At 70.0% G+C, this 21,141-nt stretch carries 23 protein-coding genes; 9 read left to right on the top strand and 14 right to left on the bottom strand.

Annotated features, from left to right (window positions below; genetic code table 11):
• Positions 1-186: 186 nt before the first annotated feature.
• Positions 187-882, top strand: coding sequence for a FadR/GntR family transcriptional regulator (locus FCG67_RS08075; RefSeq protein WP_136908759.1), 696 nt, complete (start codon positions 187-189; stop codon positions 880-882).
• A gap of 33 nt (positions 883-915) precedes the next feature.
• Here FCG67_RS08075 and cds1 read toward each other — a convergent pair whose 3' ends face one another.
• Positions 916-2,001 carry an L-cysteine desulfhydrase Cds1 gene (cds1, locus tag FCG67_RS08070; protein ID WP_136909078.1) on the bottom strand — a complete coding sequence of 362 codons (1,086 nt, stop codon included), beginning with the start codon at positions 1,999-2,001 and terminating at the stop codon, positions 916-918.
• A gap of 8 nt (positions 2,002-2,009) precedes the next feature.
• A complete protein-coding gene (locus FCG67_RS08065; protein WP_136908757.1) occupies positions 2,010-2,348 on the bottom strand; it encodes a DUF4229 domain-containing protein in 339 nt (112 codons plus the stop codon).
• Positions 2,349-2,510: 162 nt separating this feature from the next.
• Between FCG67_RS08065 and FCG67_RS08060 the strand changes: the two genes are divergently transcribed.
• Positions 2,511-2,723 carry a BldC family transcriptional regulator gene (locus tag FCG67_RS08060; protein ID WP_136908755.1) on the top strand — a complete coding sequence of 71 codons (213 nt, stop codon included), beginning with the start codon at positions 2,511-2,513 and terminating at the stop codon, positions 2,721-2,723.
• Positions 2,724-2,751: 28 nt separating this feature from the next.
• Here FCG67_RS08060 and ligD read toward each other — a convergent pair whose 3' ends face one another.
• Complete coding sequence (gene ligD / locus FCG67_RS08055) at positions 2,752-3,717, bottom strand: non-homologous end-joining DNA ligase (protein ID WP_136908754.1); 966 nt, start codon at positions 3,715-3,717, stop codon at positions 2,752-2,754.
• A gap of 143 nt (positions 3,718-3,860) precedes the next feature.
• Between ligD and FCG67_RS08050 the strand changes: the two genes are divergently transcribed.
• The 3 genes from FCG67_RS08050 to FCG67_RS08040 all read left to right on the top strand — a co-directional run bounded on the left by FCG67_RS08050 (position 3,861) and on the right by FCG67_RS08040 (position 5,885).
• Positions 3,861-4,343, top strand: coding sequence for a Zn-ribbon domain-containing OB-fold protein (locus tag FCG67_RS08050; RefSeq protein ID WP_136908752.1), 483 nt, complete (start codon positions 3,861-3,863; stop codon positions 4,341-4,343).
• Complete coding sequence (locus FCG67_RS08045; RefSeq protein ID WP_136908750.1) at positions 4,340-5,545, top strand: lipid-transfer protein; 1,206 nt, start codon at positions 4,340-4,342, stop codon at positions 5,543-5,545. The genes FCG67_RS08050 and FCG67_RS08045 overlap by 4 nt, the downstream gene beginning before the upstream one ends.
• A 136-nt stretch (positions 5,546-5,681) precedes the next feature.
• A complete protein-coding gene (locus tag FCG67_RS08040) occupies positions 5,682-5,885 on the top strand; it encodes a hypothetical protein (RefSeq protein WP_077040692.1) in 204 nt (67 codons plus the stop codon).
• A 15-nt stretch (positions 5,886-5,900) separates the two neighbouring features.
• Here FCG67_RS08040 and FCG67_RS08035 read toward each other — a convergent pair whose 3' ends face one another.
• From FCG67_RS08035 to hemL, 8 genes are all read right to left on the bottom strand, one after another.
• Positions 5,901-7,550 carry an NTF2-like N-terminal transpeptidase domain-containing protein gene (locus FCG67_RS08035; protein WP_136908748.1) on the bottom strand — a complete coding sequence of 550 codons (1,650 nt, stop codon included), beginning with the start codon at positions 7,548-7,550 and terminating at the stop codon, positions 5,901-5,903.
• A 149-nt stretch (positions 7,551-7,699) separates the two neighbouring features.
• Positions 7,700-8,878 carry a MinD/ParA family ATP-binding protein gene (locus FCG67_RS08030; RefSeq protein ID WP_246044955.1) on the bottom strand — a complete coding sequence of 393 codons (1,179 nt, stop codon included), beginning with the start codon at positions 8,876-8,878 and terminating at the stop codon, positions 7,700-7,702.
• 33 nt (positions 8,879-8,911) lie between these two features.
• Entirely contained in the window at positions 8,912-9,895 is a 984-nt protein-coding gene (gene ccsB, locus FCG67_RS08025) for a c-type cytochrome biogenesis protein CcsB (protein ID WP_136908744.1), read from the bottom strand.
• Between the two features lie 16 nt (positions 9,896-9,911).
• Positions 9,912-11,597: a cytochrome c biogenesis protein ResB gene (gene resB, locus FCG67_RS08020; protein WP_136908742.1), complete on the bottom strand. Its 1,686-nt coding sequence runs from the start codon at positions 11,595-11,597 to the stop codon at positions 9,912-9,914.
• Positions 11,594-12,427, bottom strand: coding sequence for a cytochrome c biogenesis CcdA family protein (locus FCG67_RS08015; RefSeq protein ID WP_136908741.1), 834 nt, complete (start codon positions 12,425-12,427; stop codon positions 11,594-11,596). Before FCG67_RS08015 ends, resB begins: the two co-directional genes overlap by 4 nt.
• 5 nt (positions 12,428-12,432) lie before the next feature.
• Positions 12,433-13,026, bottom strand: a complete 594-nt coding sequence (locus tag FCG67_RS08010; RefSeq protein WP_136908739.1) for a TlpA disulfide reductase family protein — start codon at positions 13,024-13,026, stop codon at positions 12,433-12,435.
• Complete coding sequence (locus FCG67_RS08005) at positions 13,023-13,691, bottom strand: histidine phosphatase family protein (RefSeq protein ID WP_189636600.1); 669 nt, start codon at positions 13,689-13,691, stop codon at positions 13,023-13,025. The genes FCG67_RS08010 and FCG67_RS08005 overlap by 4 nt, the downstream gene beginning before the upstream one ends.
• A gap of 33 nt (positions 13,692-13,724) precedes the next feature.
• On the bottom strand, positions 13,725-15,056 hold the full coding sequence (hemL, locus tag FCG67_RS08000; protein ID WP_246044932.1) for a glutamate-1-semialdehyde 2,1-aminomutase: 1,332 nt from the start codon (positions 15,054-15,056) through the stop codon (positions 13,725-13,727).
• 106 nt (positions 15,057-15,162) lie between these two features.
• Between hemL and FCG67_RS07995 the strand changes: the two genes are divergently transcribed.
• Positions 15,163-16,701, top strand: coding sequence for an ATP-binding protein (locus FCG67_RS07995; RefSeq protein ID WP_246044931.1), 1,539 nt, complete (start codon positions 15,163-15,165; stop codon positions 16,699-16,701).
• A gap of 9 nt (positions 16,702-16,710) precedes the next feature.
• Here FCG67_RS07995 and FCG67_RS07990 read toward each other — a convergent pair whose 3' ends face one another.
• Positions 16,711-17,070: a hypothetical protein gene (locus FCG67_RS07990; RefSeq protein ID WP_136908734.1), complete on the bottom strand. Its 360-nt coding sequence runs from the start codon at positions 17,068-17,070 to the stop codon at positions 16,711-16,713.
• A gap of 85 nt (positions 17,071-17,155) precedes the next feature.
• Positions 17,156-18,364, bottom strand: a complete 1,209-nt coding sequence (hppD, locus tag FCG67_RS07985; protein WP_136908733.1) for a 4-hydroxyphenylpyruvate dioxygenase — start codon at positions 18,362-18,364, stop codon at positions 17,156-17,158.
• A gap of 119 nt (positions 18,365-18,483) precedes the next feature.
• On the opposite strand from hppD, the gene FCG67_RS07980 reads away from it, so the two are divergent.
• The 3 genes from FCG67_RS07980 to FCG67_RS07970 all read left to right on the top strand — a co-directional run bounded on the left by FCG67_RS07980 (position 18,484) and on the right by FCG67_RS07970 (position 20,668).
• On the top strand, positions 18,484-18,951 hold the full coding sequence (locus tag FCG67_RS07980) for an Lrp/AsnC family transcriptional regulator (protein WP_169310469.1): 468 nt from the start codon (positions 18,484-18,486) through the stop codon (positions 18,949-18,951).
• Between the two features lie 119 nt (positions 18,952-19,070).
• Positions 19,071-19,643: a TetR/AcrR family transcriptional regulator gene (locus FCG67_RS07975; RefSeq protein WP_136908729.1), complete on the top strand. Its 573-nt coding sequence runs from the start codon at positions 19,071-19,073 to the stop codon at positions 19,641-19,643.
• Entirely contained in the window at positions 19,640-20,668 is a 1,029-nt protein-coding gene (locus FCG67_RS07970) for an SDR family oxidoreductase (protein ID WP_136908727.1), read from the top strand. Before FCG67_RS07975 ends, FCG67_RS07970 begins: the two co-directional genes overlap by 4 nt.
• Positions 20,669-20,778: 110 nt before the next feature.
• Here the strand turns inward: FCG67_RS07970 and FCG67_RS07965 are convergent, their stop codons facing one another.
• Positions 20,779-21,120 (bottom strand): hypothetical protein, encoded by a 342-nt coding sequence (locus FCG67_RS07965; protein ID WP_246044930.1) that lies wholly within the window; start codon positions 21,118-21,120, stop codon positions 20,779-20,781.
• Positions 21,121-21,141: the final 21 nt, after the last annotated feature.

Here is a 21,141-nt window from a genome sequence, read left to right as displayed (position 1 = left end):
GCTTGGGGATTCCAGTTCACGGTGGGGCTCCTGTGCGGATCGCGATCGATCGACCGGCACGGCCGAACCCCGCGGCGGGGAGCCGGTCCGGTCAGACCCCGCCGCGGCGTCCGAGGAGCAGTCCGCGAATGGCCACGTCGGCTAAGCTAGACGAAAACAACTTGTCTGACAACCTGAGGAGTTTGTGTGGTCGCGGCGCCCCGTCGAAACCTGCTCGCCGACCAGACCGCCGAGCTGCTGCTGGCGCGACTGAGCACGGGCGAATGGGCGGTCGGCGCGAAACTGCCGGGCGAGACCACCCTCGCCGCCGAACTCGGCGTCGGTCGATCCACCGTCCGCGAGGCGCTCCGGATGCTCTCCGGGCAGGGACTGCTGCGGTCGCGGCAGGGCGCGGGCGTGTTCGTCGAGCGCACCGAACCGCTGCCAGCCGACGGCTGGGACGGCGTGCTCCGCGCCGAGGCCATCGCCGCGGTCGTCGAGGTGCGCAACGCGATCGAGGTGGAGGCCGCCCGGTTGGCTGCGCAGCGCGCCACCACGCGGGACGTGACGGCGATGCGGCGCGCACTCGAGCTGCGTGCGGCCGCCGTCACGGCGGACCATCACGCCTTCGTCGAGGCCGACATCGCGGTTCACCGCGCGGTGGTCGCGGCCGCGCACAACCGGGTTCTCAGCGAACTGTTCGAGACCTTCGTGCCACGGCTGACCGAGGCGCTGGTCGAGATGATCGAGCTGCTCGACCTGCGCAAGGCGGATCCGGAACCGAACTCGGACGAGCACGTCGCCCTGGTGGAGGCGATCGCGGCGGGCGACGAGGAGGTCGCGGTCCGGGTCAGCCGCGCACACCTCGGCGGAATGCTCGCGGCGGTCCGCACGCCCGGCTGACGGCGGCGATCGGCACCACCCGGCGAGGCGACGTCAGGCGGACCAGCGCCCGGTGGCCGCGAAGGCCTCCAGCACCGCGGTCGGCTCGGTCAGGTCCATGCCCTCGCCGCGCACCCACTCGTCGTTGAAGTACGTTCCGGCGTACCGTTCCCCGCCGTCGCAGAGCAGGGTCACCACGCTGCCCGTGCGGCCGGCGGCCAGCATCTCCGCGATCACGCCGAAGGCGCCCCACACGTTGGTCCCGGTGGACCCGCCGACCCGTCGGCCGAGGACCTCGCTGACGTGCCGGGCGGCCGCGATCGACCCCGCGTCCGGAACCGGCACCATCCGGTCCACGACCTGCCCGACGAACGAGGGCTCTACCCGCGGCCTGCCGATGCCCTCGATCCGCGATGGCATTCCGGTCTCGTAGGCGGCGGACGCGGTCTCGTAACCACCGATGAACGCGGAGTTCTCGGGATCGACCACCAGCAGCCGGGTGGCGTGCCTGCGGTAGCGGATGTATCGCCCGATGGTGGCGCTGGTGCCGCCGGTGCCCGCACCGACCACGACCCAGTCCGGGATCGGATGCTGCTCGAGCGTCATCTGCTGGAAAATCGACTCGGCGATGTTGTTGTTCCCGCGCCAGTCGGTGGCCCGCTCCGCGTGGGTGAACTGGTCCATGTAGTGGCCGTTGCACTGGGACGCGAGCCTGCTCGCCTCGGCGTAGATCTCCGAAGGGCGATCGATGAAGTGGCAGCTGCCGCCCTGCGCCTCGATGAGCGCGATCTTCGCTGGGCTGGTGCTCCGCGGCATCACGGCGACGAAGTCCAGGCCCAGCAGCTTCGCGAAGTAGGCCTCGCTGACCGCGGTCGACCCCGATGACGCCTCGATCACCGTGGTGCCCTCGGTCACCCAGCCGTTGCAGATGGCGTACAGGAACAGCGACCGCGCAAGCCGGTGCTTGAGGCTGCCGGTGATGTGGGTGGACTCATCCTTGAGATAGAGCTGGATGTTCCACTCGACCGGCAGCGGATAGCGCAGCAGGTGGGTGTCCGCACTCCGCTGCGAATCGGCGTCGATCAGCCGAACCGCGTTGTCCACCCAGTCCCTGGGCGCGCTGTGGTCGACGACCCCCATCGCGGCGGTCACTTGCGGCCGTCTGCGTCACCGGATCCGTCGCCGCGCAGCTTGGCCCGCAGATCGTCGCGGTCCGCTCGGCGCTTGGCGTCCACCGCGGAGATCTCCTCGTTGACCCGGGTACGCAGCTTGCCGAACAGCACGAGCGAGAGCGGCAGCGCGATGATCACCGCGAAGATCAGCGCCACCAGCAGCGGCACGTCCACGTTCAGCAGCGCACTGACCCCGAGGATGATCGCCGCGATCAGGACGACGAGACCCAGCCGGGCCACGGTGTACAGACCGAGGTCCCGCGCCAGCGAGCGTTTGGCGTTCGACGGGGCGGGGTTCTGCGAGGAATCAGTCACCCTCCCAGGTTACCGACCCGCCGATCACCGACCCCGGGTGCCGGACTTATCCGATTTGCGAATTACCTCCGCTTTACCAAATCGGGATTGTTCGAGTACCCGGGGCACCGGGTGCCAGGATGTCCGCACGTTCGTACCGCACAAGCGCATGGAGGATTCTCGATGAGCGCCCCGTCGTTCCGCGCCGCCCAGGAATCGCTGCTGACCCCAGGTCAGGTTGCCGCCCTGTTCCACGTCGACCCGAAGACGGTCACCCGATGGGCTCACGCCGGACGCCTCGGCTCCCTGCGCACCCCCGGCGGTCACCGCCGATTCCGCGAGTCCGAGGTGATGGAGCTGCTGCAGTCGCTGACCACCGAGGCCACCATCCGCTGACCGAGCCCGGCCCGCCGCCTCACGTCCGCTAGGGTTCCGGCGGCACGGCCGCGCCCTCGCGCGCATCGCGCTCGGCCCACTCGAGCAGCGGCGCGATGTCGAACGTCGCGTCGTCGATCCCCTTGTGCAGGTCGCCGAGCTCGGCGAATCGAGCGGGCATCGTGCCGATCGTGAAGTCCTCGGGCCGCGCATCGTCGACCTCGTCCCAGCGCAGCGGCGCCGACACCCGCGCGTCCGGGACACCGCGCACCGAGTAGGCCGCGGCCATCGTGTGGTCGCGGGCGTTCTGGTTGTAGTCGACGAACAGCGCTGCCGGGTCCCGATCCTTGCGCCACCAGGTGGTGGTCACCTCCTCCGGCGCGCGCCGCTCGACCTCCCGCGCGAACGCCAGCGCCGCCAGCCGGACGTCGCCGAAATCGTGCTCCGGCGTGATCCGGACGTAGACGTGCAGGCCGCGCCCGCCGGACGTCTTCGGCCATCCGGTCGCGCCGATCTCGTCGAGCACCTCATGGACGACGGCCGCGACCCGACGCACCCTGCCGAAGTCGCACTCCGGCATAGGATCCAGGTCGATCCGCCATTCGTCGGGCTTCTCGGTGTCAGCGCGACGGCTGTTCCAGGGATGGAACTCGACCGTGCTCATCTGCACCGCCCAGGCAACGGCTGCCAGTTCGGTGACGCACAGCTCGTCGGCGTACCTGTCGTAGCGCGGGAAATGCAGGCGGACCGTCTCCAGCCAGGGCGGCGCGCCGCGGGGGATCCGCTTCTGGTGCACCTTCTCCCCCGCCAGTCCCTCGGGGAACCGGTGCAGCATGCACGGCCGCTCGTAGAGCGCGCGCACGATGCCGTCGCCGACGGACAGGTAGTACTCGACGAGGTCGAGCTTTGTCGCTCCGGTTGCGGGAAAATAGACGCGATCCGGGTTCGAGACACGCACCAACCGGCCGTCGACCTCGATCTCGACGGCCGGACTCCCGCCCTTGCCGGCAGCCATGGTTCACAACGTATCCGGATCGGACGCCCGCTGGGCGGGATCTCGCCCTCGACATCGCCGATCCCGTGCGATACTGCAACACGTTCTACTTCGGGGCACCGGCCCCGACCGTCCGATCAGGCTCGACAGCAGATGAGGTTTGCATGAGCGACACCGCCACACAGGCCGCCGGCGACAGCGTCACACCAGCAGTAGCGGGCTGGTTCACCACCGGCCCGGCACCGGCCCTGATCGGCACCTCGTGCCAGTCGTGCGGCACGATCTCGTTCCCGCGGGAGACCACCTTCTGCAAGAACCCGGCCTGCTCGGGCGAGGAGTTCGAGGACGTCGAGCTCTCCCGCCACGGCAAGGTGTGGTCGTACACCGACGCCCAGTACCAGCCGCCCGCCCCGTACATCCCGGCCACCGACCCGTACGTGCCGTTCGCACTAGCCGCGGTCGAGCTGCCGGAGGGCCTCGTCGTGCTCGGACAGGTGGCCGACGGGTTCGGCGTCGACGACCTGAAGGTCGGCGACGACGTCGAGTTGGTCGTCGAGCCGCTCTACACGGACGAGACCGGCGTGCGCACCATCTGGCGCTGGAAGCCGACCACCACCGACACGAACCCGAACGGAGCACAGGCATGAGCGGCGCAGGATCCAACAACGACGTCGCGATCCTCGGCGTGGGGATGCACCCCTGGGGCAAGTGGGGCCAGTCGTTCGTCAAGTATGGCGTCGCTGCGGCCCGTGCCGCCCTCGCCGACTCCGGCGTGAACTGGAAGGACGTCGACTTCATCGTCGGCGGCGAGACTGTCCGCAATGGCTATGGCGGATACGTCGCGGGCGCCACCTTCGCCCAGGCCCTTGGCTGGAACGGCGCCCGCGTCGCCACCTCGTACGCGGCGTGCGCCACCGGCGCCCAGGCCCTGGACACCGCCCGCGCGCGGATCCTCGCCGGCCTGAGCGAGGTCGCCCTCGTCGTCGGGGCCGACACCACCCCGAAGGGCTTCCTGGCCCCGGTCGCAGGCGAGCGCTGGGACGACCCGGACTGGCTGCGGTTCCGCCTGATGGGCATGACCAACCCGGCGTACTTCGCGCTCAACGCGCGCCGCCGCATCGACCTCTACGGTGCGACTGCGGAGGACTTCGCCGCGGTCAAGGTCAAGAACGCCAAGCACGGCCTGAACAACCCGAACGCCCGGTACCGCAAGGAGGTCACGGCGGCCGACGTGCTGGCCTCCCCCGTGGTGTCCAACCCCCTGCACCTGCTGGACATCTGCGCGACCTCCGACGGCGGCGCGGCGATCATTCTCACCTCGATGGAGTACGCCCGCAAGATGGGCATCGCGGAACCGGTTCGGATCAAGGCGATCTCGACCGTCACGCCGACGTTCCCGCAGACCATCATGGACATGCCGAACTTCTCCACCGACTCGGCCTCCGCGGTGCCCGCCCCGGAGCGGACCTTCAAGGAGTCGATCGGCTACGCGGCGTACGAGGAGGCCGGCATCTCGCCGGAGGACGTCGACGTCGCCGAGGTCTACGACCTGGCCACCTCGGTCGAGCTGGACTGGATCGAGGACCTCGCGCTGTGCAAGCGCGGCGAGGCCGAGCACCTGCTGCGCGCGGGCGAGACCACCATCGGCGGCCGGATCCCGGTCAACCCGTCTGGCGGCCTGGCATGCTTCGGCGAGGCCGTGCCCGCCCAGGCGCTGGCGCAGGTCTGCGAGCTCACCTGGCAGCTGCGCGGACAGGCGGAGGGCCGTCAGGTCGAGGGCGCCCGCATCGGCATCACTGCGAACCAGGGCCTGTTCGGCCACGGCTCCTCGGTGATCGTCTCGGCCTGACATCACACGCCTGTCACGAACGGGCGGTCATCGGAGCATCGGTCGACAGACCTGCCCGAAGACCGCCCGTTCGTGTGTTCCGACAATGGTGCCGCCGCGCCGTGACGCGGCTACGCTCGAATCAAGGAGGTGCGTCGTGATCTATCTGGTGACGCTGATAGCGCTGGTGATACTGGCGGTGCTGTTGTGGAAGGCCTTCGGCCCCGACACCTCCGCGCCGCCCGCGGGACGTGTTCTCGGTCCGGACGACGACCCGGAATTCTTGTGGCGGATGAACCGTCGGGCCCACCCCACCACGGGCGAGAACCCCGAGAGCGGCCCGGTCGACCCCAAGGAGTGAACGGGACGCCAGTGATCAGGGAGTCGGCGGCTTCGCCATCTCCTTGAACAGCTTGCTTGTCATCTTCACGGCCTGGTCCGAGCCGTCCGCGTCCTTGACGAAGACCGCGAACGCCAGATCGCCCTTCGACCCGTAGAACCACCGGTCGTCCTCGAACGAGCCGGTCATCCCGATGAGGTCGCCTTGATCAGCCAGCATCGAGGCGGGCCCGCGGTGCACGTTCTCCCACATCATCGTGCGCAGCCGGTCGTTCACCTCCCGTGGCATCGGTGCGGGCGACTCGTCGGTGGTGGCCGGCTGACCTGCGGCGATCACCGGCACCGCGGTCGATCCGCGGGCGACCGAGGCCGCGACGAGGGTCATCCCGAGGGGGCTGACCTTCACCTGCTTGTCCGTGTCGGGTCCCGACGCCGTCCGCATGAGGTTGGCGCCCTTCCCGTCGAGGTCGTCGGTCCGCTGTTCGAGGCCGGGCATCTCGTAGTCCATGCCGAGGCCGAGCTGGCGGGCGGCCTGCTGGATGTCGGTGTTCTGCGCGGTGGCCGCGGCGCCGACCAGGTCGAGGGTCGATCCGGCCGGGAACTGCCCGGTGAACGCCACCGGCCCCATCTCCGCGGCCTGGTTGTTCTGGGTGACCGCCAGCACCGCGCCGGTGGAGGGCTGCATCATCACGATGACGGCGGGCGTGCCGACGCTGACCACCGCCTCTTCCGCGGCCAGCTGCACCCGCGGGTCGAGGGTGGACCGGATGTCGGGCCCGGGCGGCCCCTGGAATCCGGTCTGCCGGATCAGCGTGCCGTCGGGGTCGACCGCGTGCACCGCCCAGCCCGCCGTCGCATCTCGGTTGAGCTGCCAGACGTTGCGCATGGCGTCGACCATCGGCCCCGAGACCCGGCGGTCGTTGCTGATCAGCTTGAGTCGCTGATCGATAACGACGCCGGGGACGGCCCGCAGGTCGTCCTCGAGCACCGCGAAGTCGTCGTCGCGCAGGCTCACCGCGGTGATCCGCTGGCCCGGCGTCGCGGCCAGTTCCTGCATCAACGTGGGCCCGGTGATGAGCGGCGCGACCGGCTCGATGACCTTGGCCAGCCTGTTCGTGCTGAGCACAGGGTCCGGCATGGCACCGGGGTCGAGGGTGACCGTGTTGATGCGCTGCTCGGTCATCATCAGATTCCCCGCGATGTCGAACACCCGCGGGGGCGCGGCGTCCGTGCGGTCGTAGCGCAGGGTCCGGCCCTGGCCCAGACCCGGCGCGAGGGTCTGCGGTTGCCACGAGACCCGCCAGCCGATGCTGAGCTTCCTGACGCGGCCATCGATGTTGTACTGCCAGTTCTTTCCGTCGCCGAAGCTCCAGTCCGCGGTCGCGTTGAAGATCCCTGCGTCGTCGCCGAGCGGGATGTACTGGTTGACGTCGAACGTGGCCTTCTCGGCGTGCAGACCGTCGAAGGCTTGGGTGATGGCCGCCTCGGCCGCCGCCGGGTACGAGGTCAGCTCGGCGGCCTCGCCGATGTCACCCTCGGTGAGGGCCGCGGCGAAGCGCTCGACCACGGATTCGGGGTCGGTCTTGGGCTCATCGAAGAACCCGCTGACCACCCCGACCGCAAGGGAGAGTGCCGTGGCCAAGGCAATGCCGTTCCACATCCGAAGCTTGTGCCGGACCGCGCGCATGTTCCGATCATCCGCCCGAAGCCCGTTATCGCAGCGAACACGGGGTCACAAGTCCGCCACAGTTGGGTGACGTTGCGCGAACGCTGAGGGTGACCTTCAGGGTCAGGTCACGCGATGCTCACGGTCCGATCACGAGCAAATCGCTTGCGTCAGAGCCGATCTTGCATCGCGAAACTCGACATCGGGAAGTCCGCGGCAACCGCTGCGGCCAGCTCGAGCAGGGCGTTCCTGGTCTGCGGGCGGAGCCGGTCGAGGTCGATCTCGGCCCCCTCCTCCAGGTGCGGGTCGAACGGGATCAGGCGAACCGCCCGGCAGCGCTGCTCGAAGTGCTCGACGACCTTCGCGAGGTCCACCTTGCCCGACCGCGGGCGAACGGCGTTGACCACCGCCACCGACTTGCTCACCAGATCCGCGTAGCCGTGCGCGTCGAGCCAGTCCAGCGTCGCCGACGCGCTGCGGGCACCGTCGACGGAACCCGAGCTCACCACGACCAGTGAGTCGGCCTCCTGGAGGATGGTCTGCATCGCCGAGTGCATGAGTCCGGTGCCGCAATCGGTCAGCACGATCGAGTAGAACTTCTCGAGCATGTCGATGGTCGTCGAGTAGTCCTCGGCGCTGAATGCCTCGGAGACGGCCGGGTCACTGTCCGAGGCGAGCACCTCGAGGCGATGCCCGCTCTGCGAGGTGTACCCGCGGACGTCGCTGTACTTCTCGATGCTGTCGGCGTCGCGCAGCAGGTTGCGCACGGTCGCGGGCGTCTCGAGCGGGATCTTCTGGCTCAGGGTGCCGCGGTCCGGGTTCGCGTCGACCGCGATGACCCGGTCGCCGCGCAGCGAGGAGAAGGTGGAACCGAGCGTCGCGGTCGTCGTGGTCTTGCCGACGCCGCCCTTGAGGCTGAGCAGCGCGATTTTGTAGCAGCCCTGCAGCGGCTGGTTGACCTGCTTGGTCAGCTCCAGGCGGCGCTGCTCCTTGGCGCTGTTGCCGACGTTGATGTACCGGCCCGACAGCTGGTAGAGCGCCCTGCGCCACCCCCCGGTCGGGGCCGGCTTGACCTGCTTGAGCAGCAGCGACGTCGACAGGTCACGGGCCGAGACGACGTGGTGTCTCTCGGGTGCCTGCTGCGCGGCCGCGTGCCCGGCCTGCGCGAACGGATCCGGCACCTGGACGGGACGGGCAGGCGCGGATGGCGCGGACGGGCCAGACGGCTCTGCCGCCTCCGGACTCACGGACTCCCACGAACCGACGTTGTTCTGCGCCACGGCGGCACTCCCCCTGTTGCTGACACTTCCCCCAGAACTCGCCCCAGCGCCGAGTCCGCGCTGGACAATAGCAGGCCGCGCGGTCTGGTTCCTATCGGAGAATCAGTTCAGACCGGCGTAGGAGTGCAGGCCGGAGACCACCATGTTGATGATGAACAGGTTGAACAGCATCGCGACGAACCCGGCGATGTTGATCCACGCGGCCCTGGTGTCGCGCCAGCCGGAGGTCGCCCGCGCGTGCAGGTAGGCGGCGTAGATCACCCAGGCGATGAAGGACACCGTCTCCTTGGGATCCCAGCCCCAGAACCTGCCCCAGGCCGCCTCCGCCCAGATGGCGCCGAGGATCACGCCCGCACCGAACAGCGGGAAGGCGATGATCGTGGTCTTGTAGGCCAGCCGGTCGAGGGTCTGCGCGTCGGGCAGTCGCTCGGCGACCTTGCCCCAGAAGCCGTCGCCCTCCTCGCCCTTCGGCTGCCGCATCCGGAGCAGGAACATCAGGCTCGCGACGCCGGAGACCAGGAAGATGCCGCTGCCGGTGGCGACGATGGTGACGTGGATGGGCAGCCAGAACGACCGCAGCGCAGGCACGACCGGGGCAGCGTCCGCGTAGAGCACGGTCGCGGCCATGAACATCAGCGGGACCACCACGACGAGCACGAACACCCAGAGCGAGCGGTAGGTCTGCTTGCGCAGCAGCACCAACCCGATCAGCATCGCGGCCGCGGTCGCCATCGTGACGAACTCGTACATGTTGCCGAGCGGGAACCGGTCGGTCGCGAAGCCGCGGAGCACGATCGACCCGATGTGCAGCGCGACGCCCACCACCAGCAGCGACAGTGCCATGTTGCCGAGCCGCTCGGACCACGGCTTACGCGGCGCCTCGACCACCTTGCCCGGCACGGACGGCGCCGCGGGCGCGGTGACGCCACCCGCGGCCACCAGCTCGCGCGCCTCGCGGGCCTGCACCTCGTTCGCCCGGGCTGTCGCGTACTGCGCGATCAGCAGCACGAAGGCCAGGACGTAGATCGCGAACGCAGACTCGAACGCCCAGTCGCTGTACTGGGCAATGGTCTCGTTGATCGGCATGGTTTTCTCCTGCGCCTCAGGCGCGGTTCTCCGAGGTGGTCTTCGTGTTCAGATCCGCGAGCAGACGGCTGCTCAGCCGGTCGAACTCGTCGCCCCAACCGGCCTGGTCGGTACGGGCGAGCCCGCCCAGCTCTACTACGGTACGTCGTCGATGCGGATCCAATGTATCCGACATCGTGTCGGCATCCGGATCGGCGGGGTACACGCGCACCCAGATCCGGCGCCGCTTGATCAGCAACGACACCAGCAGGCCCGCCATCATCGAGATCGCGAACACCAGCACCCACTGCTGCGCGGGGTCGTGCGAGACCTGGAGGTTGACGAATTCCTTGGCCCCGTCGAACTGCACCTTGGTGCCGTCCGGCAGGGTCGCGCTCTCGCCCGGCCGCAGGTTGACCCGGTCCTGCTTGGCCATCCGGCCCTGGTTGACGAGTTCCTTGCTGAGCGAGAACAGCGACTGGGGGTTGCCGGTGTCGAGCCCGGTGTCGCCCTTGTAGATGTCGATCGCGACGGCCGGGTCGGTCATCGCCGGGTAGCTCGACGCCAGCAGGTTGCCGTGGAACAGCGCGGTCGGCGCGAACAGGCCCTCGATGCCGATCTGGTTCTTCCGGCGCTCGGTGGAGTCGGGGTACATCCCGCCGGGCGGGTCGAACCGCATCGCCCCGCTGGAGAGGAAGGTCGTCGCGTCGTCGGGGCGCCACTGCAGCGTCTCGGTCCGGGTCTCCCCGTTCGGGAAGGTCACGGTGAAGGTCGGCGCGTAGCCGTGGCCCTGCAGGTACACCCGGTCGCCCGCGACCCGCAGGGGATGGTTCACCTGCAGCCGATCCTCGCGCCAGGTGTTGTTCGCCAGGTCATCGCCCGCCTGGTACTCGATGTTGGAGGTGAACATCTCGGCCTGGCCGTTGTCCAGGTAGTCGGCCTTGAAGTCCTTGACCTTCACGCACAGCGGCGTCATGCCGGTGCCGTCCTGGGTGTTGCCGGCCCGGAACGAGTCGAACACCGCCGGCGAGGTGGTGCAGAAGCCGGGACCGCCGTCGGCGATCACCACGACGTTGCCCTCGTAGCCGACCAGCTTGCCGATCGCGATCGCGGCCAGCAGGCCGACCAGCGACAGGTGGAAGAGCAGGTTGCCAGCCTCGCGCAGGTAGCCCTTCTCCGCCGATACCGTGACCTCGCCGGGCCTGCCAGCACGCAGCTCGTCGCCGGTGCGGGTGACCGTGCGCCAGCCGCGCAGCTGCCCGCGGACCAGGGCCGCGACGGCCTCCGGCTCGTCGGCGACGGTGGCCTCGGTGTGGTGCGGGAGCCGGGCCAGGTTGCGCGGCGCCGCGACCGGCTTGGTGCGCAGCGCCTTGTAGTGCTCCCAGCAACGGGGGGTGATGCAGCCGACCAGCGACACGAACAGCAGCACGTAGATGGCGGTGAACCAGAAGCTGCCGAACACGTCGAACAGTTCCAGCTTGTCCATGAGCGGACCGAGGGTGGGCCGGTTCGCGATGTACTCGTCGACCTTGCCCGCGTTCAGGCTGCGCTGCGGCAGCAGCGCGCCGGGGATGGCCGCGAATGCCAGCAGGAACAGCAGCACCAGCGCGGTCCGCATGGAGGTGAGGCCGCGCCAGGTGTTGCGCACCAGCGCGACACCTCGTCCGGCGAGGGACTGGCGCCGCGGCGGCGTCGAGGCAGGCCTGTCTTCTGTCACCGTCATATCGGCAACGTCACCTCCGAGATGAACGCGTCACGAACCCAACCAACGAAGACGTCCCAGGCGCCGGTGACCAGGGCGACGCCCACCGCCACCAGCATCAGGCCGCCGAAGATCTGAATGGCGCGCGCATTGCGGCGCAGCCAGCCCACCCCGCGCAGCGCGCTCACCGAGCCGAACGCCAGGATCACGAACGGCAGCCCGAGGCCGATGCAGTACGCCACGATCAGGGCAACGCCCCGCGCGGCGGTCGCACCCTCGGTGCCCGCCGCCACGGACAGCACCCCGGCCAGGGTCGGGCCGAGGCACGGCGTCCACCCGAGCCCGAACACCGCGCCGAGCAGCGGCGCGCCGATCAGCCCGGACACCCGACGCGGCTCGAAGCGCACGTCCCGCTGCAGCGCGGGCACCAGCCCGATGAACACCAGGCCCATCGCGATGGTGATCACGCCGCCGACCCGCTGCAGCACCTCCCTGTTGACGGTGAGGGCGGAGATCAGGCCGAACACCGAGGCGGTCGCCAGCACGAAGACCACGGTGAACCCGAGCACGAACAGCCCGGCGGCGCCCGCGACCCGCAGGCGCGCGGCGGACCTGGTGTCGGCCTCGGTCTTGAGGGCGCCCGCCTCGGCCGCGGTCACCGCGGGTGCGTCCGCGCCGACGATTCCGGCGAGGTAGGACAGGTAGCCCGGCACCAGCGGCACCACACAGGGCGAGGCGAAGGACACCAGTCCCGCGAGCATGCAGGCGCCGAAGGCGAGCAGCAGCGGCCCGGAGGCCGCGGTGTTGCCGAAGGTCTCACCGATCCCGGCGGCCAGGACGGCGTCGTTCATGGTGCTCACTGTTCCCGCGCAACCCTCTCCACCACCGGCTGGAGATCCTCCGCCAGCAACGCCTTGAGGTACACCGCGGCGACCCGGTGCTCCTTGTCGAGCACCAGGGTGGACGGGATGACGCTCGTCGGGAACTTGCCGCCGAGCGCGGTCAGCGTGCGCATCGACGGGTCGTAGATCGACGGATAGCCGACGTTGTTGTCGGTGACGAAGTCCTGGGCCTTGTCCTGCTGCAGATCCCGGACGTTGATGCCAAGGAAGGCGACGCCGAGATCCTTGGTGTTCTCGTAGACCTTCTCGAGGTCGTCGGCCTCACCGCGGCACGGTCCGCACCACTGGCCCCAGAGGTTGATGACCACCGGTTGGCCCTCGAAGTCCGACAGCGACGTGGTCTTGCCCTCGACCATGAGGTCGGGCCCGGAGATGTTGCCGATGGTGCCGCGTTCGCTGGGTGGGTTGTAGAAGATCTCCGTCTGCCCGCCGGGCGAGACGAAGTCGAACGTGCCGCCCTGCGCGACGGCGTCGGTGCCGGTGCCGCAGCCGGCGGTGACGGCGGCGACCGCCAACACCGCGGCTGCCACCCGGACGACCCGCCTCATGCCCCGGTCACCCTCGGATCGGATGCGCCCGCGGGCTCCGAGTAGACGATGTCGACCAGGGTGTCGCCCTCGTAGACCAGCGAGGTCAGCGAGGCCAGTCCGCACTGGCGGTGCCGCGGGTCGTGCCAGAGCCGCTCACCCTGCAGGAACCGGCGCAGCGTCCACACCGGCAGCTGGTGGCTGACGCAGACGGCCTCGTGTCCGACGGCGGCGACGCGCGCGGTGTTGACCGCGGCGAGCATCCGGTGCGCGATCTGCAGGTACGGCTCGCCCCAGGACGGGGTGAACGGGTCGCGCAGCTTCCACCAGTGCCGCGGCCTGCGCAGGGCACCGTCGCCTACCGAGACCTTGAGCCCCTCGAAGTCGTTGCCCGCCTCGATCAGGTTGTCGTCGGTGACGAGGGTCAGCCCGTGCTCGCCCGCGATCGGCGACGCGGTCTCCTGCGCGCGCTGCAGCGGCGAGGCGACGACGTGGGTGATGTCGTGATCGGCGAGCACCGAGGCGACCGTGCGGGCCTGCGCCTGGCCGGTCACGGACAGCCGGTAGCCGGGCAGCCTGCCGTACAGGATGCCCTTCGGGTTGTGCACCTCGCCGTGACGAAGGACGTGCACGATGGTGCGCGACTCGGCGGGATCGGGCGTCGGCGTCTGCTGCAGGGTGCTCACGTGGATTGGCTCCGTGATCTAGGGGTGCGTGGTCTAGGTGGTGGGTGCCTGCGCGGCCGCGGCCGCCTTGGCTGCGGCCGGCAACGCGGCGGCGATACGGTCGAAAGCTGCGTCGTCGAGGGCGGCGGAGACGAACCAGGCCTCGTAGGCGCTCGGCGGTGCGTAGACGCCGCGGGAGAGCAGCGCATGGAAGAAGGCGGGGAAGCGCCAGGTGTCGCTCGCCTTCGCCTCCGCGTAGTTGGTGACCGGGCGGTCGGCGAAGAACACGCTCACCATGGTGCCTGCAAATTGCACCTGGTGCCGCACGCCCGCCTCGGTGAGGGCGTCGCCGAGCAGTCGGCCGAGGGTCGCGGAGTTGCGTTCGAGGGCGTCGTACACGCTCTGATCTGCCGCGCGGAGGCTGGCGAGGCCAGCAGCGACGGCAACGGGGTTACCGGACAGGGTGCCCGCCTGGTACACCGGGCCCGCGGGCGCGAGGTGGCCCATCACGTCGGCGCGGCCGCCGAAGGCCGCGGCGGGCAGTCCCCCGCTCATCACCTTGCCGAAGGTCATCAGGTCGCCCGCGACGCCGTCGATCCCGTACCAACCGGCCGAGCTGACGCGGAAGCCGGTCATCACCTCGTCCATGATGAGCAGCGCGTCGTGCGCGGTGCACAGCCGGCGCAGACCCTCGTTGAACCCGGGCTTCGGCGCGACGGCGCCCATGTTGCCCGCCGCGGCCTCGGTGATGACGCACGCGATCTGCTGGGGGTTCGCGGCGAAGGCCTGCGCGACAGCGTCCAGGTCGTTGTAGGGCAGCACGATCGTGTCGGAGGCCTGCGCACCGGTGACGCCGGGCGAGGTGGGCAGGCCGAGGGTGGCGACGCCGGAACCCGCGTCGGCGAGCAGGGCGTCCACGTGGCCGTGGTAACAGCCGGAGAACTTGATGATCTTGGAGCGGCCGGTGAACCCGCGGGCCAGCCGGACCGCGCTCATGGTGGCCTCGGTGCCGGAGTTGACCAGGCGGACCTGCTCGACGGGACCTACCCGGTCGACGATCGCCTCGGCGAGCTCGATCTCACCCTCGGTGGGGGCACCGAACGAGAGCCCGGTGGTCGCGGCCTTCTGCACGGCCTCGACGACCGCCGGGTGCGCGTGCCCGAGGATCATCGGTCCCCACGAGCAGATGAGGTCGACGTAGTCGTTGCCGTCCACGTCGGTGAGCGTGCAGCCGGACGCCTTGGCGATGAAGCGGGGGGTGCCGCCCACCGACTGGAACGCCCGCACCGGGGAGTTGACGCCCCCGGGGATGACGGCTCCTGCCCGCTCGAAGAGCTGCGCTGAGGTGCTGGCGGGCTGGAAAGAGGCGCTGGTGGGAGCAGTCACGGCCTCCAGTGTCCCAGTTCGCGAGAATTTGCCAACGACAGGGTGTAGGAGGGGACCGACATCACAGCCCAGCGGGCTGTCGAAGAGTGATGTCAGGATGTTCGGCATGGAACCCATGCTGGACGCACTGCAGGCGCACCGACACGAGCTCTACGAACACTTCCAGGCCGCCCGGGTCGCCGTCTCAGCCGACGGTCGGGAGGTCTCCTTCATGGCCCCCGTCGAGACCGGCGTCGAGGTCGGCGGGTTCGCGGTGATCGAGTTCGAGGGCGCGCGCCGGGTCGCGGTCCAGGTGCGCGAGGTCCGCATGGTCGAGCGGGAGGGCCCGCAGCTCGACTTCGCCGTGCGCGACCAGATGACCAAGCTCGGCGTCGTCGCGGCCAGCGCCCGTCCGATGATGCGATCGCTGAGCGGCACCGCAACCACGCTCGGCGAGTTCGACGGCGAGTTCTTCCTCGAGCGGCATGCGGTCGAGCCGTTCGGCGAGCGCCCGATCCGGCCCGCGACCGAGGACGAGGTCGGCTTGATCGCCGGCGGCCTGACCGGGACCGCCGCCGCCATCGAGATCGGGGTGCTGCGGCAGGCGTCGAGCGTTCCGGCCCGGCTGCGATCGACGGGCTTCGCGCGCCACACCTTCATGTGCGGGCAGTCCGGCTCCGGCAAGACCTACACCACCGGGGGCCTGCTCGAACGACTGCTCGGCTCGACCGAGCTGCCGATCATGGTGCTCGACCCGAACTCCGATCACGTGTTCCTCGGGTCCTGCGACCCCGAGGACTGCTCCCCCGCCGCCGCGCGGCACCGTGAGGTCGCGGCCGGGGTGCACGTGGCGCGGGCCCGCGGCTACGGCGCCGCGCACACGCTGTGCCTGGACTTCAGCGACCTCGACCTCGACGTCCAGGCGCTGCTGCTGCGGATGGACCCGATCCGCGACCTCGATGATTTCCGTGCGCTGCGACAGGTCACCGCAACGCTGACGGCGCCGTATTCCGTCGATGACCTGGAGGCCGCGGCCGCCGCCCACCACGACACCGAGCGACTGGCCGCCCGGATCGGCAACCTCCGGATCGGCGAGTGGGATCTGTGGCGGCGCGGCGACGAGCGCTCCGCGATCGAGTACGACGTGAGCCGGGCGCGCTGCATCGTCGTCGACATCGGGAGCCTGTCGCGGCCGGACGAGCGGACGGCGGTCGCGCTGGCGATCCTCGGCAGGCGGTGGGCCGGCCGCCGGGACCGCGAGCCGGTGCTGCTCGTCATCGACGAGGCGCACAACGTGCTGCCCGCCACCACCGAGGACCCGCTGCTGGCGGCGACCGCGGAACTCGGCGCGCTGATCGCAGGCGAGGGCCGCAAGTTCGGCCTGCACCTGTTCGTCGCCACCCAGCGGCCGGGCAAGGTGCACCCGAACGTGGTCTCGCAGTGCGACAACCTGGTGCTGATGCGGATGAACGGCGCCGCCGACATCGACGACCTGAGCACCTTGTTCTCACACGTGCCCGCGCCGATGCTGCACCGCGCGACCGGATTCGGGCTCGGTCAGGCGCTTTTCGCCGGGCCGATCGCGCCGGTGCCGCTGCTCGCCCAGGTGGGTACCCGGGTCAGTCCCGAGGGCGGCGGCGACGTGCCGACGACCTGGGCGGGGTGAGGTCCCGCCTCAGAAGACCGGGCTGGGGCTGTCCACGATCACACCGTGGCAGACGCCGGTCGGCAGGCAGACCTCGTTGATCCGGACCATCCCGATCCGGGCGCCGTCGACGAGCCGGTAGAAGGAGAAGTTCCGGCCGTCGATGCTGTGCGCGCGGACGCCGGGCACCGAGGTGAAGTCCTTGTTGGTGTTCAGCACGTCGTCCTCGGTGAGCACCGGGTTGACCTGGTACTCGCTGTGACTGCCGTCGACCAGCAGGGTGTACGGCGCGGCGGACGCCGCTGGGGCGGCCGTGGCCGTGGCGGCCGTACCGGCGGCGATGGCGATTGCTCCGAGTGTTCCGGCAACGATGCGGGTGACTGAGCTCATAAGTAGTCGATAGAACACGACTCGTGGACGGTTCGCCAGCGCAACGAGTACCGATCCGGTCACGGCGGTCGCCGGTGGCATCGCGTCAGAGGTTTCCGCGTGCCGCCTGCTCGCGCTCGATCGACTCGAACAGGGCCCGGAAGTTGCCCTTGCCGAAGCCGAGCGAGCCGTGCCGCTCGATCAGCTCGAAGAACACCGTCGGCCGGTCGCCGAGCGGTTTGGTGAAGATCTGCAGCAGGTAGCCGTCCTCGTCCCGGTCCACCAGCACGCCGCGGCGTTTGAGCTCGGCGACCGGCACCCGCACCCGACCGATCCGGGCCCGCAGCTCGGGGTCGTCGTAGTAGGCGTCGGGGGTGTCCAGGAACTCGACGCCCTCCGCGCGCAGCGCGTCGACCGTGCGCAGGATGTCGCTGGTGGCCAGGGCGAGGTGCTGGCAACCGGGTTCGCCGTAGAAATCGAGGTACTCGTCGATCTGCGACTTCTTCTTTCCCGGCGCCGGCTCGTTGAGCGGGAACTTGACCCGGTGGTTGCCGTTCGCGACGACCTTGGACATCAGCGCCGAGTATTCGGTGGCGATGTCGTCACCGACGAACTCGGCCATGTTGGTGAAGCCCATGACCCGGTTGTAGAAGCGGACCCAGTGATCCATCCGGCCCATCTCGACGTTGCCGACGGCGTGGTCGAGCGCCTGGACGAGGCGCTCGGGCGCACCGGGGCGTCGGACGAATCCCGAACTGTGCGGGGCGAATCCGGGCAGGTACACCCCGCCGTAGCGGCTGCGGTCGACGAGCGTGTGCCGGGTGCTGCCGTAGGTGGCGATGGCGGCTCGGCGCACAGTGCCGAAGTCGTCGGTGACGTCGTGCGGTTCCTCGAGGACCGTGGCGCCCTGAGACCGCGCCCGCTCGATACAGCGGTCCACGTCGAGCACCTCCAGCGCCAGGTCCACCACGCCGTCGCCGTTTCGGCGGTGCCGGTCGGCCAGCGGACTGTCGGGGCTGACCGCCCCCTCGAGGACGAACCGGACGGAGCCGGACTCGAGCACGAACGACTTGTGGTCGCGCTGACCGGTTTCCGGCCCCGCGTACGCGACCAGGGTCATGCCCCAGGTGGAGACGAAGTAGTGGGCGCTCTGGGTGGCGTTGCCACAGACGAACACCACCGCGTCGATCCCGACCACCGGGAAGGGGTCGGCCGCGTCGTCGTGTTCGACCAGCCCGACGAGCCGGTGCAGATCGTTCGCGCGCAGGTGCGCGGCGCGCTCGCGAGGGGTCAACCGAATGTCCGCGATGGTCATGAATTCACTGTGACCTCGGCCCCCGACCTGCGCAACGATGAGGATTGACGCTGCTCAATATGTACAGAATGCTGGAGCGCGACGGTGAATTGTTGGACAAAGTGACCAGGAGCGCACCGATGAGCATCGATCGCCTCGACGCCGACCTGCTGGAGCTCCTGCACGCCGAGCCGCGGGTGGGGGTGCTGGAGGCGTCCCGCCGGCTTGGCGTCGCCCGCGGCACCGTGCAGGCCCGCCTGACCCGCCTCGAACGCGAGGGAGTGATCGAGAGCCTGGCCCCCACCCTCAATGCCGAGGCCCTTGGCTTTCCGGTCACCGCGTTCGCAACCCTGGAGATCGTCCAGGGCAGGGGGCACCGCGCGGTCGTCGAGCACCTCGCCGCGATTCCCGAGGTGCTCGAGGCGCACACCACCACCGGCGCGGGCGACGTGCTGATCCGGGTGGTGGCGCGGACACATTCGGACCTGCAGCGGGTGATCAACCAGATCGTGGACGGGCTGAACGTGCTGCGGTCGTCCACGGTGATCGCGCTCGAAAACCAGATCCCGCTTCGCCACCTGCCGCTGGTGCGGGCTGCGGTGCGCTGACCGCCGAGTGTGCAGTTTCCGTCGCCCGCACTCGGTCGATGCCGCGGCAACTGCACACTCGACGGGGCGCCGGGCCGCCACCGCTCGCTAAAATATGTAGACCGGTCTATATTGAGCTCATGAAGAAGGGCGAGGAGACCAGGCTGCGGATGATCACGGTCATGGCGGCGGCGGTCGAGGAGAAGGGGGTGGCGGCGACCGGCGTCACCGAGGTGCTCGAACGAAGCGGGGCGCCGCGCGGTTCGCTCTACTTCCACTTCCCCGGCGGCAAGGACGAGCTGGTCGAGGCCGCGCTCCGGCAGAGCGCGGGCACGCTCGACGATCTGATGGCCGGCTCCCTCGGCGGCTCGCCGGCGGATGTCATCACCCGGATCCTGGAGGCGCTCGCCGACCGACAGGTCGCCTCCGACTTCACCAAGGGCTGCCCGATCGCGACGGTCGCCCTCGAGACGGCGGGCACCGACCCGCTCGGCGGGGTGTGCGCCGAGATCTACGCCGACTGGGAGGCCTCCCTCGCGGACCTCCTCGGCGACGCCGCGCTCGCCACCGAGGTATTCGCCCTCATCGAGGGCGCACTCCTGGTCGGCCGGGTCCGGCGGTCCCGCGAACCCATCGACGCCGCGGTCCGCGCGGTCCGGAAATTGCTGGCACGGAGCCTGCGCAGCGACCCGAACACACTGGAGGCCTCATGAGTACCCCCGACACCCTGGTCATCGGCTCCACCGGACTGATCGGCCGGTGGCTGATCCCCGAACTCACCCGCCAGGACAGGCACGTCGCCGCCATGGTCCGGAACGCGGCCGAACGCGGCGACGAACTCCGCGGCTGGGTGGCCGCCCACGGTGGGAACACCGAGCTGCTGACCGTCGTCGACGGGGACCTGACCGCGCCCGACCTCGGCCTGGATCCGCTGCCCACCGTGCGCGACGTCTACAACCTGGGCGGCCGGTTCGCCTTCGGGCTCACCGAGTCCGAGGCCCGCGCCGTCAACGTCGACGGGGCGGTGGCCGCGCTGCGCTGGGCGCAGGAACTCCGGCAGCTGCGACGGTTCGTGCACATCAGCGGGTATCGCGTGGCAGGCGCGACCGTGACAGCGACGCTCTACCGGGACAAGGGCGCCTACGAGGCCAGCAAGATCGAGGCCGACCACGCCGTGCGCGATCACGCCGAGGCCAGCGGCATCCCATACGCGATCGTCAACCCGTCGACGGTCATCGGCGACTCCGAGACCGGCGAGACCACCCAGTTCATCGGGCTGGCCGACATGGTCCGCGACCTCCACCTCGGCAAGCTCCCGGTGATCCCCGGCGGCAGGGACGTCTGGGTCCCCGTGGTCACCGCGGACTACTTCGCCCGGTTCCTCGCCGCTGTGCCCGAGCACGCGGAACCCGGTGCGGCGCTGTGGGTTCTCGACGAGGACACGCCGCTGCTGGGCGACCTGCTCCGCGACGTCGCGCAGACCCTCGGCGTGCGGCCCCCTCGATTCCACGTGCCGGTCGGGCTGATCCGGCGGCTGCCCGCGCGGCTGACCGGCGCCGATCCGGAGACGCTCGGCTTCCTCTCCGCCGACCGGTACCCGACCGAATCCGCGCGGGCACTCGCCGAGCGGGCCGGACTGGCGACCCCTCCCCTTCCCCAGGCCATCCGAGCCTGGGTTGGCTACCTGGTCGCGAGCGACTTCGGGAAGCACATCCCGGCTCCAACGCCGGTTCGCTAGTCCACCAACCACTCCCGCCGGGTCAGCCCTAAAACGTCCGGCGAGTGTGCGCCTCCCGACACTCCCACTCGGCCGATGCCCCGGGAGGTGCACACTCGGCGGCCAACGGCTCAGCGGCGGCGGGCCAGCTGACCGCCGAGCCAGGCGGTGTAGGCGAACAGGCCGACCGAGCCAAGGACCCGGGTCCGGCGGTAGACGATCGCCAGTCCGAGCAGCAGCTCGGTCGCGCCGTTGCGGTAGGTCCACTGCCGCGTCTCGCGGGGGAAGGCCTTCGCGGTCAGCCCGTCGAACGCGCGTGGTGCGGTGAAATGCGCAGCACCGGCGCCCGCCAGGGCCACTCCGAGCACCCGCGCGGGAATGCTGTCCGCGCTGCGGGCCCGGATGACGACCGGGTTCTTCGGCTCCCTGCCTGCCACCAGAGCCTGTGCTGCCCTGCGCTTTCTGCGACTCATCTGTCCTCCTGGGTGTGTGGA

Source organism: Rhodococcus oryzae (genome assembly GCF_005049235.1).
GTDB lineage: Bacteria > Actinomycetota > Actinomycetes > Mycobacteriales > Mycobacteriaceae > Rhodococcus_G > Rhodococcus_G oryzae.
This window is presented reverse-complemented; position numbering and strand designations above follow the sequence as displayed.